Consider the following 14618-nt stretch of genomic DNA (forward strand, 5'->3'; position numbering starts at 1 on the left):
ACGAGCCTGTCTCTCGTTCGCGACTCTGCGATGACGGGCAGCGGGTCGACGACAGTCATCCGATCGATCCCACGAGCACTTTTTCTCTAGCGAACTTCGGTGGAGCTGAACAGAGGTGGAGCGTGTGAACGTACAAGTGCTGTGGGGTCGATCTCCGTCGAGTATCCCACACGCGATGATCCGTACGAGCCACGCCGCACCGATCGGACGTCGAGCGGGTGCGGCGTGACTGCGGAAAGGCTCTGCGACGGGCTTCTAGGAGGCGGTCAAGTCGGGGAACCACAGGGCGATCTCGCGCTCTGCGGATTCCACCGAATCGGATCCGTGTACCAGGTTCTGCTGACCGTCGAGGGCCAGGTCACCTCGGATGGTGCCGGGAACTGCTTTGGCAACCGGATCCGTGCCGCCGGCGATCTGACGGAAGGCTTCGATGGCACGGGGGCCTTCGAGAACCGCGGCCACCACGGGCCCGGAGGTGATGAACTCGAGAAGGTCGGGGAAGAACGGCTTGCTCTCGTGCTCCGCGTAGTGAGCCGAGGCCACGTCGCGAGAGACGGTCTTGAGCTCGAGGGCGACGATGCTCAGACCCTTCTTCTCCACGCGGCCGAGGATCTCTCCTACGTAACGCCGGGCAACTCCGTCTGGCTTGATCAGTACTAGGGTGCGATCGGTCACGTCGACGACAGTAATGGACACCGGCACCCGGTCGCGCGGCGCATGGCCCCAACCGACCGGTCCGGTGTCAGTCGCGTTGCCCGGGCAGCATGCCGCGTCGAATGCGTTCGGTGATGTCCCGGCGCAGATAGAGCAGATACAGCCACACGGCAAGGAAGATCAGACCCACGGCGCCGATGGACAGATGGAACACCGCCCCGGCCATCACGAAGAACTGCAACGCGAGGTTGAGCTTCATCGCCCAGGGTTCGCCCTGTTTCCCCGCGGCCAGAATCATCACCACGGCGAGCGCCACGATATAGGTGGTCGAGAACCACGTTGCGCCGCCGCCGAGAGTCGCCACGACCGGAAGAGCGAGCAGAGTCACGATCGCTTCCAGTACCAGTGTGCCCGCCGACACACCGCGAAATCCCTTCCACGGGTCGGTTGTCGGTGGTCGAAACTCTGCTTCGCTCACGCGGGATCCTTTCCGAACAACGTGCGCGCTGCGCCCACGGTCACCACCGAGCCGGTGACGACGACCCCGGCACCGGACACGGCTTCGCCGGGCTCGGCCACTTCTTCGGCCAACCCGATTGCCGTTTCGAGCGCATCGGGCAGCGTCGACGCCACCACGACCCGCTCGTCGCCGAACTTGGCCACGGCTATGTCGGCCAACGCGTCGACATCCATCGCTCGACCGGACCCGTTGTGGGTGACGACGATGTCGTCGAACACCGGTTCCAATGCTTCGAGGATCGCGCCGACGTCCTTGTCCGCCATGACACTGACGACCCCGACGAGTTTGCGGAAGTCGAATTCGTCGGTCAGGGCGGCCGCCAGTGCAGCGGCCCCGTGCGGGTTGTGCGCGGCATCGAGAAACACCGTGGGCGCGTTACGCACTCGCTCGAGACGACCGGGATTGACCACGGTCGCAAAGGCTTCGCGCACGGTGTCCTGGTCGAGTTGACGGTCCGGGCCCGCCCCGAAGAATGCCTCGACTGCTGCGAGAGCGAGAGAGGCGTTGTGCGCCTGGTGCTCTCCGTGCAACGGCAGGAAGATGTCGGTGTAGACACCGCCCAGCCCCTGCAACTCCAGCTGTTGTCCGCCCACGGCTATCTGCCGACCGAGAACGGTGAACTCCGATCCGGCACGTGCCACGGCAGCGTCTGCCTGCACCGCCGCACGAAGCAGGACCTCGGACACCTCGGGTTCCTGCTTGGCGAGGATGGCCACCGTGTCCCGTGGCACGAGTAGTTCCGGTGCCTTCTTGATGATGCCGCCCTTCTCCCCCGCGATCGTGGACAGATCGTCCCCGAGGAATTCGACGTGGTCGAGACCGATCGGGGTGATGACGGCGATCTCACCGTCGACCACGTTGGTGGCATCCCAGCGGCCGCCCAGCCCGGTTTCGATGACGGCGACCTCGACCGGTGCCTCGGCGAAGGCCGCGAACGCCATGGCGGTGACGACCTCGAACTTGCTCATCCGCGGTCCACCGGCGGCCTCGGACTGTGCATCGATCATCTCGACGAACGGTGCGATCTCGTTGTAGGTGTCCACGTAGGTGCGCGGGGACACCGGACGGCCGTCGATACTGATCCGCTCGGTGGCCATCTGCAGATGCGGGCTGGTTGTCCGGCCGGTACGCCGATGGAAAGCTGTCAGCAACGCATCGATCATGCGGGTGACGGACGTCTTGCCGTTGGTTCCGGCCACGTGGATCGACGGATACGCCTTCTGCGGGGAACCGAGCAGGTCCATCAGGGCCGAGATTCGGGCGGTAGACGGCTCGATCTTCGTTTCTGGCCAACGCTTGTCGAGCTCGGCCTCGACGAGTGCGAGCTCGGCCAGGTCGACCGGGGTCGGTGGTGGTGACGGCAGGGCGTCGTCCGGCTCGGTCACTTAGCTTCCCATCGATTCGAGGCGCGCGCCGATGCGCGCGATCTCTTCGCGAGCGATCGTCTGACGAGTTCTGATCTTGTCCACCACCGCATCCGGGGCTTTGGCCAGAAATGCCTCGTTGCCCAGTTTGCCGGTCGTCTGGGCCAACTCCTTCTCCGCAGCAGCGAGATCCTTCACCAGTCGCGCGCGTTCGGCGACCAGATCGACTGTGCCCGAGGTGTCGAGCTCGACGACGACGGTGGCCTTGCTCGTGCGCACCTCCACCGATGCCGTCGCCGCGAAGTCCGCACCCGGCTCGGTCAACCGGGCCAGCGAGGTCACTGCCGAGATCTGGCCCTCCAGGTCGGCGTCGCCCACTCCCACGATGCGAGCGGCGACCTTCTGCGAGGGCTTGAGCCCCTGATCGCTGCGGAACCGACGAATTTCGGTGATGAGGCGCTGCATGTCCTCGATGCGTTGCGCAGCAACAGGATCGACCGGATCGGCGGCAGGGGTCGGCCACGTGGCGACCACCAGGGACTCGCCCCCGGTCAGCACCTTCCACAGGGTCTCGGTCACGAACGGGACGACCGGGTGCAGCAGGCGCAGCACCGCGTCGAGAACGTTGCCCAGGACTCCACGGGTGGATTCGGCGATGCTCTCGTCGGCGAACTGCACCTTCGCAATTTCGAGGTACCAGTCGCAGACCTCGTCCCACGTGAAGTGGTAGAGCGCCTCGCACGCCTTGCTGAACTCGTAGCGATCGAACGCCGAATCCACCTCTGCTCGAACCTGATCGAGCCGGTCGAGGATCCAACGGTCGGCGTCGGTGAGTGCGGCGCGCGACGGCAGCTCGGCCGGCGCTGCGCCGTTCATCAGGGCGAACTTGGTGGCGTTGAACAGTTTGTTGGCGAAGTTGCGCGAGGATTGCGCATGATCCTCGCCGACGGACATGTCGGCACCCGGGTTGGCACCGCGGGCCAGCGTGAACCGCAGTGCATCCGCGCCGAAGCGGTCGACCCAGTCGAGCGGATCGATGCCGTTGCCCCGAGACTTGGACATCTTCTTACCGAACTGATCGCGAATCAGTCCGTGCAGGAAGACATCTCGGAACGGAACCTGTGGGCCCTGCTTTCCTGCGGTGATGGCGTCGTCGGCTCCGACGTAGGTGCCGAACATCATCATCCGGGCGACCCAGAAGAACAGAATGTCGTAGCCGGTGACGAGTACGCCGGTCGGATAGAACTTCTCCAGTTCGGGAGTGGCCTCCGGCCAGCCCATCGTCGAGAAGGGCCACAGGCCGGAAGAGAACCAGGTGTCGAGGACGTCGGGGTCCTGCTCCCACCCCTCGGGTGGGGTCTCCCCCGGTCCCAGGCACACCGTCTCGCCGTCGGGGCCGTACCAGATCGGAATTCGGTGGCCCCACCACAGCTGACGCGAGATGCACCAATCGTGCATGTTGTCGACCCAGGCGAACCAGCGCGGCTCTTGACTCTTGGGATGAATGACGGTGTCGCCGTTGCGAACTGCGTCACCGGCCGCCTTGGCCAGGGTGTCGACCTTGACCCACCACTGCAGCGACAGACGCGGCTCGATCGGCTCACCGCTGCGCTCGGAGTGTCCGACGCTGTGCAGGTACGGGCGCTTCTCGGCGACCACTCGGCCTTGCTCGGCCAGGGCCTCACGGACCTTGACACGCGCCTCGAATCGGTCCATACCGTCGAACTGCGTTCCGGTATCGGCGATGCGGCCGGCCTTGTCCATGATCGACGGCATCGGCAGTGAGTGTCGAACGCCCATCTCGAAGTCGTTGGGGTCGTGCGCCGGAGTGATTTTCACTGCGCCGGTACCGAATTCGGGATCGACGTAGTCGTCGGCGATGATCGGTATTTTTCGTCCGGTGAACGGGTGCTCAAGGGTGGTGCCCACCAGAGCCCGGTAGCGCTCGTCGTCGGGGTGCACCGCCACAGCAGTGTCGCCGAGCATCGTCTCCACTCGAGTGGTGGCCACGATGACGTGCGGTTCGGAGTCGTCCAGCGACCCGTATCGAAGCGAGACGAGTTCGCCCTCGACGTCCTCGAACTTCACCTCGATGTCGGAGATGGCCGTCTGCAGCACCGGCGACCAGTTGACCAGCCGCTCGGCGCGGTAGATCAGACCGTCGTCGAACATGCGCTTGAACATGGTCTGCACGGCCTCGGACAGGCCGTCGTCCATGGTGAATCGCTCACGGCTCCAGTCGACACCGTCGCCGATACGACGCATCTGGCCGCCGATCGTGCCGCCCGACTCGCGCTTCCAGTCCCACACCTTGTCGATGAACAGTTCGCGACCGAACTCTTCCTTGGTCTTTCCGTCGGCGGCGAGCTGCTTCTCCACCACCGACTGCGTGGCGATGCCCGCGTGGTCCATTCCCGGGAGCCACAGCACCTCGTACCCGAGCATGCGCTTGCGCCGACTCAGCGCGTCCATCAACGTGTGGTCGAGGGCGTGGCCCATGTGCAGGCTGCCCGTGACGTTGGGCGGCGGCAGCACGATGGAGTACGGCGGCTTGTCGCTGGTGGCATCGGCCTCGAAATAACCGGCATCCACCCAACCCCGGTACAGCTCGGCCTCTACCTCGCTGGGGTCCCAGCTCTTGGGCAAACGGTCGGCTGGGTTGTCTGGGGTCTCTGGCGCTGAACTGGTCACCGGTCGATTCTAGTGGCCCAGTATTCGCGGCATCGACGCGCTCTCGCCCAGGACATGCCCCGCCAGAAATGCCAGTACCACCTCGTACCAGACCTTGGCGTGTTGAGGCGTCAGAATCCAGTGGTTCTCGCCGGGGAAGTACAGGAATCGGTGCTCGGTCTGACCGTCGTCGTCGGCGGGCAGTCCCGATTCGCTGAGCAGTTCGTACCACAACCGTAGGCCCTCGCCGATCGGCACGCGATAGTCCTTGTCACCGTGGATGACCAGCATCGGCGTCGAGATGTCCGCGACGAACAGGTGCGGAGAGTTCTCCACCGCCATCTCGGGGGACATCTCCCGCGCCCAGTACCACGGTGCGTCGGTCGTCGGTCCGAACTGATCGAGTGCCCACAGACTGGCGTGGGTGACGATGGCGTCGAATCGGTCGGTGTGCCCGGCGATCCAGTTGGCCATGTACCCGCCGAACGAGCCACCCATTGCGGCGGTGCGCGTGTCGTCGATATCGGTTCGGGCAACCGCCACATCGGTCAACGCCATCAGATCGGTGAACGGGGCACTGCCCCACGCGCCCCAACCACGCTGCACGAAATTCTGGCCGTAGCCCGTGGACAACGCCGGATCCGGGAGCAGCACCGCGTACCCTCGCGCCACCATCAGCCATGGATTCCACCGCCAGGACCACGTGTTCCACGAACCCAGTGGGCCGCCGTGCACCCACAGCAGCAGCGGCGCGGGCGAATCGTCCGACACACCGTGCGGCAACGCCAGCCATCCTCGGACTCGACTGCCGTCCTCGACGGCGGTCTCGATCTCGGTCAACGTGCCGGGCAGCGGGCCGTTGTCGATTCCGGCGTCGAGGTCGACCACGGTGCCGTCGGACAGGTCGATCGAGACCGGGTGCGGGGCGGCCAGATACGAGGCGGCCACAGCGACTACGCGCTTTCCGTCCGACGACACATGGATGTGGGTGTACGCGTCGTCGGTATGCGTCAGACGACGCGGCTCCGCACCCGCCTCGATCACGAAGATCGGCGACCGGCCGTCGTCGTCCGCGGTGACCAACACGCCGGACCCGTCCGGCAGCCAGACCGGACCGATCGGCCATCGATCCCAGCCCGGAGCGAGATCGGTGACGGAGTCCGTACCGAACTCGTACTGCTGCAACGTCATTCGTGGCGCTTGTTCGGGAGTCGAGATCGATTCACGGACGAACGCGACGGCACGGCCGTCGGGCGAGATGGCCGGTGCACCCAGATCGGCATCCGCGTCGTCGACGATCGTGGTCCGTTCTCCGGTCCCGGTGTCGATGCGCACCAGTATCGTGCGGACGGTTGCCAGCGGGCCGGGCACCGACCACGTGGAGACGACGAAAGTGCCGTCGGCGCTGATGTCGAAGGCCGCTTCCTGCAGAGCGCCTGCCGCGTCACGCGTCAGATCACGCAGTGGTGCCGACTCGAGGTCGGTTTCCGTCTCGCCTGCGAACAGATGCGGGGTTGCGGGACCGAGATCGTGATCCCAGAAACGCACCGGCACACCGGTGTGCAGAATTGCATCCACCTTGTTCGTCTTGCGCTCGGTACGCAGGCCGTCGTCGTCCTCGTCTGTCGTGGACGAGCCGAACACCGGCGAGAAGCCGGCGAACCGATCGACGGACCGAGCCGCTCGCACGTCACCGATTCCCGCCGACCGGGTCTCGACCACGTGGGCCTCCCCGCCGGCGGCGGGCAGTATCCACAACTGTGCCGGATCATCCTCGCTGGAGCGGCGCGAGAACATCAGATTCCCGGACGCGGTGAACACCGGCGCGCTCTCGCCCAGCTCGCCGTGGGTGATTCGCCGCGCCGGAGACCGTCCGTCCACGTCGATCTCCCACAGCGACGTTCGGTACTCGGTGCGCGAATCACTCAGAGCAGCAACGACAACGACCGCACGAGAACCACTGCGATCCACCGCCAACCCCGTGACACGTCGGGCCGCGATGTACTCGTCGATGTTGTCGTAGACACTCATGCGAACGACAGTAGTGGCAACAGATCGTTCCGCGTCGGCTGTGTCCGGTTCAGTCCTCGCCGAGATCCTCACGCAACTGAGCGAGCGTGCGCGCCAGAATGCGCGACACGTGCATCTGCGAAATTCCGACCTTTTCGGCGATCTGCGTCTGAGTCATCGACCCGAAGAACCGGAGCACCACGATGCGACGCTCGCGCTCGGGCAGCTTCTCCAGTGCGGGCCGCACAGCGAGGTAGCTTTCCATCTTCTCGAGTTCCGGGTCGTCGGCACCGAGCGTGTCCATCAGCGGGAGGCGATCCTCGCTCACCACCGAATCGACCGACACGGTCTGATACGCGCTGCGGGCAAGCAGTGCCTGCGATGCTTCCTTGACGTCGATCCCGAGTTCGGCGGCGATTTCGCTCGCGGTCGGGGCGCGACCGAGCTTCTGCGACAACGATCCCACCGCCTGCGAGATCATCGAGTTCAGCTCTTTCATGCGTCGCGGTACCCGTACCGACCAGCCGGCGTCGCGGAAGTAGCGACGTGCTTCGCCCATGATGGTGGGGACGGCGAACGAGACGAAATCCGACCCACGCTCGATGTCGAACCGGTCGACTGCATTGACCAGACCCAGCCTGGACACCTGCAAGAGGTCCTCGTGCGCTTCACCGCGCCCACCGAATCGGCGCGCGATGTGTTCGGCAAGGGGAAGGCAGCGCGTGATGATGCGGTCACGCAGCACGGAACGCTGCGGTGAATTCTCGTCCAGCGCCTGCATCTGCTGGATCAGCGCGACCACGTCGCTGTAATCGTCGGACTCTCGCCGTGTGCTTCGTTCCTGCGGCACCGGCACTAGACCTTGCTCCTCCGCTTGACCACGTCGATCGCGACGGTGCGGCCGGCAACGTCGTCGATCGCGTCGTCGGCGCGGAGTTCGATGGAGTCTGCGAGAGTTTGCAATACGTGCCAACCGAAGCTGTCCTGCTTCGGGACCGACGTCGGAGTCAGCGTGGACGTCACGACGATTCGGATCCCGGCATCGTTGACGGAGAACCTGCACGAGAGTTCCGCGTCGGCGACCGAACCTTTGATGAGCTGGGAGCACACCTCGTCTACGACGAGTTTCACGTCGGCGATGTCGTCGAGAGTGAAGTCACTGAGCACCACGAGAGTCTCCGCGACGGCCCGCACCACCGGCAATTGGTCGGCTTCGGCGCGCACCCTCAGCTCGACCGGTGCACCGGAATCTCGCTCCAGTTCTTCGATCTTGCTGACCCCAGCCATCCGCACTTCCCATCGTCGCCAAGCAGTTCGTTTCTCGTGTGCCGAGCAAGACTACCCAGCGGGGAAGCTTTCAACCCTCGCAGTACACGGGTGTCGCCCCCCGAACACACCGCGGAACGAACCTGCGGTGAACGGCCGACCGGTGCGGGTGACGTGCGCCCGTCGAACTGGCACGATCGACACCGTGGCACATTCGGATGAGGATTACTCGCAGGCCCTACGAACTCTCGCCCAGCGGCTCGGTACGTCGACGTCGTACCGAGGCTGGGACGACACCGAGCACGACGTGAGCGACGCGACCCTGCGGCAGGTATTGGCTGCACGCGGTTACGCGACCGAGACCACCGAGGATGTCGATCGGGCACTGGAGGACATCGAGAACGCACCGTGGCGTCGCCTGCTTCCTCCTGTGGTCGTCACGACCCAGGGCACCGAGGCGACGGTGTGGGTGCATGTGCCACACGGCAATCCGGTGGAAGTGTCGATGGTGTCCGAGGACGGCGACGCCATCGAGGTACCGCAGGCCGACGTCTGGGTCGATCCGCGCGAGGTGGACGGACGGCTGATCGGACGTGCCACGTTCGTGGTGCCCGGCGATGCCCCGCTGGGATGGCACAGCCTCACAGCGACGACGATCGGTGAGGACAACACCGTCCGAACCTCGGACACGGTCGTCGTGGTCACACCGAAGTCGTTGTCGCCCAATGCCGAACTTGCCGACAGGCAACGTACCGGTCTGCTGGCACAGCTGTACTCGGTGCGCTCGACGCGTTCGTGGGGCATCGGTGATCTCGCCGACCTGGAGGACATGGTCGACATCGCCGGCCGCGTGCATGGATTCGACTATCTGCTGGTCAATCCGCTGCACGCCGACCGGCCGACGACGCCCGTGGAGGCCTCTCCGTATCTACCGACCACGCGACGCTTCTTCAATCCGCTGTACATCCGTGTCGAGAACATTCGGGAGACGGCGCTGCTCTCGCCCAAGCAGTTCGGCAAGATCCAGGATGCCGCGGCTCGATTCGACAAGGCGAACGTTCGCACCAAGAAGCTGAACCGGGACGCGACGTTCAAGGCCAAGCTCCGCGCCCTCGAACGCGTCCACAAGGTCGAGCGCAGTCCGGCCCGCGAGTCCGCGTTCCGGGCGTTCGTCGAACGCGAGGGCACCGGGCTCCGGGATTTTGCGGTGTGGAGCGCGCTGGCGGAGAAGTTCGGCCCGAACGATCCCGCATGGACCGATCGCGCAGCGCACCCCCGCACCGACTTCGTCCTCGAACAACGCGCAAAGCTGGCCGGGCGCATCGACTTTCACATGTGGCTGCAGTGGATCTGCGACGAGCAACTGGCCGCTGCCCAGCGGGCCGCGCTCGACGCCGGGATGGAGATCGGCGTCATGCACGACCTCGCGGTGGGAGTCGCCCGCGGCGGGGCCGATGCGTGGACGCTCGGCGACGTGCTGGTGTCCGGAGTCACCGTGGGAGCGCCGCCGGACAACTTCAACCAACAGGGCCAGAACTGGAATCAGCCGCCATGGGATCCGGATCGACTGCGCGAGATGGCCTACGTCCCGTACCGAGACATGCTGCGCACGATTCTGCGTCACGCCGGGGGCATCCGCGTCGACCACATCCTGGGCCTGTTCCGGTTGTGGTGGATTCCGCAGGAGGCCGAGAACGCCGGCGGCGGAACGTATGTCGAATACGACCACGAGGCGCTGATCGGCATCCTCGCCCTCGAAGCCGAGCGCGCGGGTGCGGTAGTGGTCGGCGAGGACCTCGGGGTGTTCGAGCCGATGGTGCAGGAATACCTCACCGAGCGCGGAATCTTCGGCACCTCCATCCTCTGGTTCGAGGCCGATGATTCCGGACCCATCCCGCCCGAGGACTACCGGACTCTGTGCCTGACGTCGGTGACGACGCACGACCTGCCTCCCACCGCTGGATACCTCGAAGGCGAGCACATCGAACTGCGGTCCCGACTCGGCCTGCTCGAGCGCGACATCGATGCGGAAAAGGAAGTGGATTCCCGTGCGCGAGAGGCGGTCCTGGACCTGGCCCGCACCCGTGGTTTACTCGCTGCCGATGCCGACAACCACGAGACCGTCGAGGCCCTGCACCGGCTGGTCCAGCGCAGCCCGTCGCTGCTGATCGGCGTCGCTCTCGTCGACGCGGTCGGTGAACATCGCATTCAGAACCAACCGGGTACGGACGAGACCCAGTACGGCAACTGGAAGGTCCCGCTCGCCGACTCCGACGGCTCGGCAGTGCTGGTCGACGACCTCGCCGAACACCCGCGATTGGTGTCGCTCGTGCGGGCAATGGCAACCGAGTCGTCGGACCGATGACACGAGGGTCCACAATCGAGGTATGAGCTTTCGACGTCGCCGCGTATCGAGTCGGCACTGATGGGCCGGATCACCGCTCGCAGACCCGTCGTCCGAATACGCGGCGAACACCGAGTCGACCGTCCCGACACCTTGGTGGTGGAGGAACCGATGGAACTGCGCGTCGACGGCAGAGCCCTTGCCGTCACGATGCGTACGCCGGGCCACGACGTCGAACTGGCCCACGGTTTCCTGCTGACCGAGGGCGTCATTGCATCGCGTGCCGATATCGCTGCGGCGCGGTACTGCGACGGCGTCGACGACGAGGGCGCGAACACCTACAACGTCCTGGACGTCACGCTGGCACCGGGCGTAGCAGCCCCCGAGACCGGGGTGGAACGCAATTTCTACACGACCTCGTCGTGCGGGGTCTGCGGCAAGGGATCACTCGACGCAATCCGGTTGCGCACCAAGCATTCTCCTGCTGACGACGACGTCGTGGTGACGTCCGATACCCTCGCCGGGCTACCGGACACCCTGCGCGCAGCGCAGAAGGTCTTCGACACCACCGGCGGCTTGCACGCTGCGGCACTGTTCACTGCGGACGGCGACATGCTCGTCCTCCGCGAGGACGTCGGACGCCACAACGCGGTGGACAAGGTCGTCGGCTGGGCCACCGAGCACGATCGAGTTCCGCTGCGCGGCACGATATTGATGGTCAGTGGCCGCGCCTCGTTCGAGCTGGCACAGAAGGCGGTGATGGCCGGGATCCCCATACTTGCAGCGGTGTCCGCACCGTCGTCTCTCGCGGTCGATCTCGCGACCGAATCAGGACTGACGGTGATCGGCTTTCTCCGCGGCCGGTCGATGAACATCTATTCCCGCGCCGACCGCGTCCTTGTGTCAGACGGTATCTTCTGAGTCGTTCCGCAGGCTCCACTCCCCAGCGACATCGACGAGTAGCTCGGCTGCGGTGGCGTTCCTGACGTCGTCCACCGAGATTCCCGGCGCGGTCTCGACGAGGCGCAGTCCGTTGTCGGTGACGTCCAGAACCGCCATGTCCGAGATGATCCTGTGCACGCAGGCCTTTCCGGTCAGCGGCAGAGTGCAGGACTGCAGAATCTTCGGTTCGCCCTTCCGGGAGACGTGCTCCATCATGACGATCACGCGGCGGGCACCGTGCACCAGATCCATGGCACCACCCATCCCCTTGACCATGTGCCCGGGGATCATCCAGTTCGCGAGGTCGCCGGTGGCGCTGACCTGCATCGCACCCAGCACGGCGACGTCGACCTGACCGCCGCGGATCATTCCGAACGACTGCGACGAGTCGAAGTAGGACGAGCCGGGAAGCACCGTGATGGTTTCCTTGCCCGCGTTGATGATCTCGGGATCGAGTTCGTCCTCGGTGGGATAGGGGCCGACGCCGAGCACGCCGTTCTCGGAATGCAGAATCACCGAGACGTCGGTCGGAATGTAGTTGGGCACCAGGGTCGGCATGCCGATTCCGAGGTTGACGTACTGCCCGTCGCCGAGCTCCTGCGCCACCCGAGCGGCCATCTGTTCGCGGGTCATCTTTTCGCTCATGCTCGTACCGTCCTCTGCTCGATGCCGACCTCGACCGGGCCGACGTGCACGACCCGCTGCACATGGATGCCCGGGGTGTGCACCTCGTCCGGACCGATCTCCCCCGGCTCGACCAGGTGCTCGACCTGCGCCACGGTGATCCGACCCGATGCGGCGGCGGGTGGATTGAAGTTTCGTGCGCTGGCGTGGAACACCAGGTTGCCGTGCCTGTCGCCCTTCCAGGCGTGGACCAGGGCGTAGTCGGCGACGATGCCGCGCTCCATCACGTAGGTGATCCCGTCGAAGTTCCGGGTCTCCTTGGGCGGACTCGCCACGGCGATGCCGCCGCTGCCGTCGTAGCGCAGCGGCAAACCGCCGTCGGCCACCTGCGTCCCCACGCCCGCGGGGGTGAAGAACGCCGGAATGCCGGCACCGCCGGCTCGCAGCCGCTCGGCGAGGGTGCCCTGCGGGGTCAGCTCCACCTCCAGTTCACCACCGAGGTACTGCCGGGCGAATTCCTTGTTCGATCCGACGTACGAACTGATCGTGCGCCGAATACGGTGGTGCGCCAGTAGCACTCCCAGACCGAAGCCGTCGGTCCCACAGTTGTTGCTGATGGTCTCGAGGTCCGTTGCTCCTTGCTCGAGCACAGCGGCGATCAGGATCTCCGGCACTCCCACCAGCCCGAACCCGCCCACTGCGATCGACGACCCGTCGGGGATGTCCGCTACCGCTTCTGTGGCACTGGCCACGACTTTGTCCAACATGCCAGCGACGGTACCCGACAATGTGCGTGATGTGAACAGGTTGCCACCATGCGAACACCTGTATACGGTGATGAGTGCGCTTGATCACCACGATTGTCAGGAGCTGTCGATGCTTCATCTCCCGCCCGAGTACCGGGACCAGACGGGTGTCCATGCACCACGCGACTTCGCCGAGTACCGGACCACTGCCCTGCGGCATCCGGCGCAGCCGTTGACGCTCCTCCCCCAACGATTGACCGAAATCACCGGTCCGGTTCTGGGCGAGGGACGGGTCACGGCTTCCGACGCCGACCTGACACTTGCGCGAGGTGGTGAAGCTCAGGGTCAACGCATCATCGTTCACGGACGAGTGCTCGACAGCGACGGCAAAGCGATCCCGAACACACTCGTCGAGGTGTGGCAGGCAAACGCAGGCGGACGGTACCGACACTCGGGTGATCGCTGGCCTGCACCTCTAGACCCACATTTCGACGGCGTGGGCCGAGTACTCACCGATGCCGACGGCCGATACCGGTTCACCACGATCAAGCCGGGCGCGTACCCCTGGGGTAATCACCACAACGCATGGCGGCCTGCCCACATTCACTTCTCGCTGTTCGGTCACGCCTTCACCCAGCGGTTGGTGACGCAGATGTACTTCCCCGACGACCCCATGTTCTTCCAGGATCCCATCTACAACGCAGCTCCCGAAGACGCGCGCGCTCGCATGATCAGTACCTTCGATTACGAAGCCACACAGCAAAACTGGGCTCTCGGATTCAGGTTCGACATCGTTCTGCGCGGACGCAACGCCACCCCGTTCGAGGAGGACGACCACGATGACTGACCCCGAGTTCGCTCCCCGGTACCCGGTGGTGACCGGTGCCGATTTCACCACCGCACCGTTCGGTCAGACGCCTTCTCAGACGGTCGGGCCGTACGTCCACATCGGTCTGCTGTGGCCGGACGGACAGGACGTGGTACCTCCCGGCACCGCCGAGGCGATCATCCTGACGTTCACCCTCGTGGACGGGGCTCGTCAACCGGTGTCCGACGCGATGATCGAGACCTGGCAGGCCGACTCCGACGGACGCTTCGACCATCCGGACGATCCACGGGGTGCCGTGGCACCACGTGTCGCAGGTTTCCGCGGCTTCGGTCGAGCATTTGCCGATGCACGGGGAACGATGACGATCACGACCATCAAGCCGGGGCCGTTGCCCGCCGAGAACGACCTCGTCGAAGCACCCCACATCGACGTCGGAATCTTCGCCCGCGGAATGCTCGAGCGGGTCGTCACGCGGATGTACTTCCCGGACGAGGCCGAGGCCAACGAAATCGATCCGGTGCTGTCCGCCTTGCCCGCCGACAAGCGAGCCCGACTCGTCGCCACCACAGTGGACGGCGGCTACCACCTCGATATCGTGTTACAGAACACCGATCCGGACGGAGACGAGACCCCGTTCTTCGCGCTGTGA

At 65.3% G+C, this 14618-nt stretch carries 13 protein-coding genes; 4 read left to right on the top strand and 9 right to left on the bottom strand.

The window, feature by feature from the left end:
• Positions 1 to 255: 255 nt before the first annotated feature.
• The 7 genes from ndk to AB0P23_RS01805 form a co-directional block, all read right to left on the bottom strand.
• A complete protein-coding gene (gene ndk / locus AB0P23_RS01775; RefSeq protein WP_027497557.1) occupies positions 256 to 675 on the bottom strand; it encodes a nucleoside-diphosphate kinase in 420 nt (139 codons plus the stop codon).
• A gap of 67 nt (positions 676 to 742) precedes the next feature.
• Entirely contained in the window at positions 743 to 1132 is a 390-nt protein-coding gene (locus tag AB0P23_RS01780) for a DUF4233 domain-containing protein (protein WP_027497558.1), read from the bottom strand.
• A complete protein-coding gene (locus AB0P23_RS01785) occupies positions 1129 to 2559 on the bottom strand; it encodes a folylpolyglutamate synthase/dihydrofolate synthase family protein (RefSeq protein WP_206498213.1) in 1431 nt (476 codons plus the stop codon). The genes AB0P23_RS01780 and AB0P23_RS01785 overlap by 4 nt, the downstream gene beginning before the upstream one ends.
• Positions 2560 to 5229 (bottom strand): valine--tRNA ligase, encoded by a 2670-nt coding sequence (locus tag AB0P23_RS01790; RefSeq protein WP_032374441.1) that lies wholly within the window; start codon positions 5227 to 5229, stop codon positions 2560 to 2562.
• Between the two features lie 9 nt (positions 5230 to 5238).
• A complete protein-coding gene (locus AB0P23_RS01795; protein WP_032370219.1) occupies positions 5239 to 7239 on the bottom strand; it encodes an alpha/beta fold hydrolase in 2001 nt (666 codons plus the stop codon).
• 49 nt (positions 7240 to 7288) lie between these two features.
• On the bottom strand, positions 7289 to 8074 hold the full coding sequence (locus AB0P23_RS01800) for a SigB/SigF/SigG family RNA polymerase sigma factor (RefSeq protein ID WP_032368200.1): 786 nt from the start codon (positions 8072 to 8074) through the stop codon (positions 7289 to 7291).
• Positions 8074 to 8505 carry an anti-sigma factor gene (locus AB0P23_RS01805; RefSeq protein ID WP_027497563.1) on the bottom strand — a complete coding sequence of 144 codons (432 nt, stop codon included), beginning with the start codon at positions 8503 to 8505 and terminating at the stop codon, positions 8074 to 8076. The genes AB0P23_RS01800 and AB0P23_RS01805 overlap by 1 nt, the downstream gene beginning before the upstream one ends.
• 184 nt (positions 8506 to 8689) lie before the next feature.
• On the opposite strand from AB0P23_RS01805, the gene malQ reads away from it, so the two are divergent.
• Positions 8690 to 10849 carry a 4-alpha-glucanotransferase gene (gene malQ, locus AB0P23_RS01810; protein WP_032374575.1) on the top strand — a complete coding sequence of 720 codons (2160 nt, stop codon included), beginning with the start codon at positions 8690 to 8692 and terminating at the stop codon, positions 10847 to 10849.
• A 60-nt stretch (positions 10850 to 10909) separates the two neighbouring features.
• Positions 10910 to 11749 (top strand): formate dehydrogenase accessory sulfurtransferase FdhD, encoded by an 840-nt coding sequence (gene fdhD / locus AB0P23_RS01815; RefSeq protein WP_032399923.1) that lies wholly within the window; start codon positions 10910 to 10912, stop codon positions 11747 to 11749.
• Here the strand turns inward: fdhD and AB0P23_RS01820 are convergent.
• Together AB0P23_RS01820 and AB0P23_RS01825 are read right to left on the bottom strand one after the other, a co-directional pair.
• The gene (locus AB0P23_RS01820; protein WP_045841272.1) at positions 11732 to 12415 is read right to left on the bottom strand and encodes a CoA transferase subunit B; all 684 of its coding nucleotides are present in this window, start codon (positions 12413 to 12415) and stop codon (positions 11732 to 11734) included. The genes fdhD and AB0P23_RS01820 overlap by 18 nt on opposite strands.
• Entirely contained in the window at positions 12412 to 13161 is a 750-nt protein-coding gene (locus tag AB0P23_RS01825; protein ID WP_196249563.1) for a CoA transferase subunit A, read from the bottom strand. The genes AB0P23_RS01820 and AB0P23_RS01825 overlap by 4 nt, the downstream gene beginning before the upstream one ends.
• Before the next feature lie 109 nt (positions 13162 to 13270).
• On the opposite strand from AB0P23_RS01825, the gene pcaH reads away from it, so the two are divergent.
• A complete protein-coding gene (gene pcaH, locus AB0P23_RS01830; RefSeq protein ID WP_032374444.1) occupies positions 13271 to 13987 on the top strand; it encodes a protocatechuate 3,4-dioxygenase subunit beta in 717 nt (238 codons plus the stop codon).
• The gene (pcaG, locus tag AB0P23_RS01835) at positions 13980 to 14618 is read left to right on the top strand and encodes a protocatechuate 3,4-dioxygenase subunit alpha (protein WP_032389268.1); all 639 of its coding nucleotides are present in this window, start codon (positions 13980 to 13982) and stop codon (positions 14616 to 14618) included. The genes pcaH and pcaG overlap by 8 nt, the downstream gene beginning before the upstream one ends.

Origin of the sequence: Rhodococcus sp. NPDC077669 (assembly GCF_040686915.1) — a bacterium.
GTDB lineage: Bacteria > Actinomycetota > Actinomycetes > Mycobacteriales > Mycobacteriaceae > Rhodococcoides > Rhodococcoides fascians.

Coding starts and splice junctions, on each gene's coding strand:
- pcaG (WP_032389268.1), top strand. CDS start 13,980: ATGACTGACCCCGAGTTCGCTCCCCGGTACCCGGTGGTGACCGGTGCC.
- pcaH (WP_032374444.1), top strand. CDS start 13,271: ATGCTTCATCTCCCGCCCGAGTACCGGGACCAGACGGGTGTCCATGCA.
- AB0P23_RS01805 (WP_027497563.1), bottom strand. CDS start 8,505: ATGGCTGGGGTCAGCAAGATCGAAGAACTGGAGCGAGATTCCGGTGCA.
- AB0P23_RS01795 (WP_032370219.1), bottom strand. CDS start 7,239: ATGAGTGTCTACGACAACATCGACGAGTACATCGCGGCCCGACGTGTC.
- fdhD (WP_032399923.1), top strand. CDS start 10,910: ATGGGCCGGATCACCGCTCGCAGACCCGTCGTCCGAATACGCGGCGAA.
- AB0P23_RS01825 (WP_196249563.1), bottom strand. CDS start 13,161: ATGTTGGACAAAGTCGTGGCCAGTGCCACAGAAGCGGTAGCGGACATC.
- AB0P23_RS01820 (WP_045841272.1), bottom strand. CDS start 12,415: ATGAGCGAAAAGATGACCCGCGAACAGATGGCCGCTCGGGTGGCGCAG.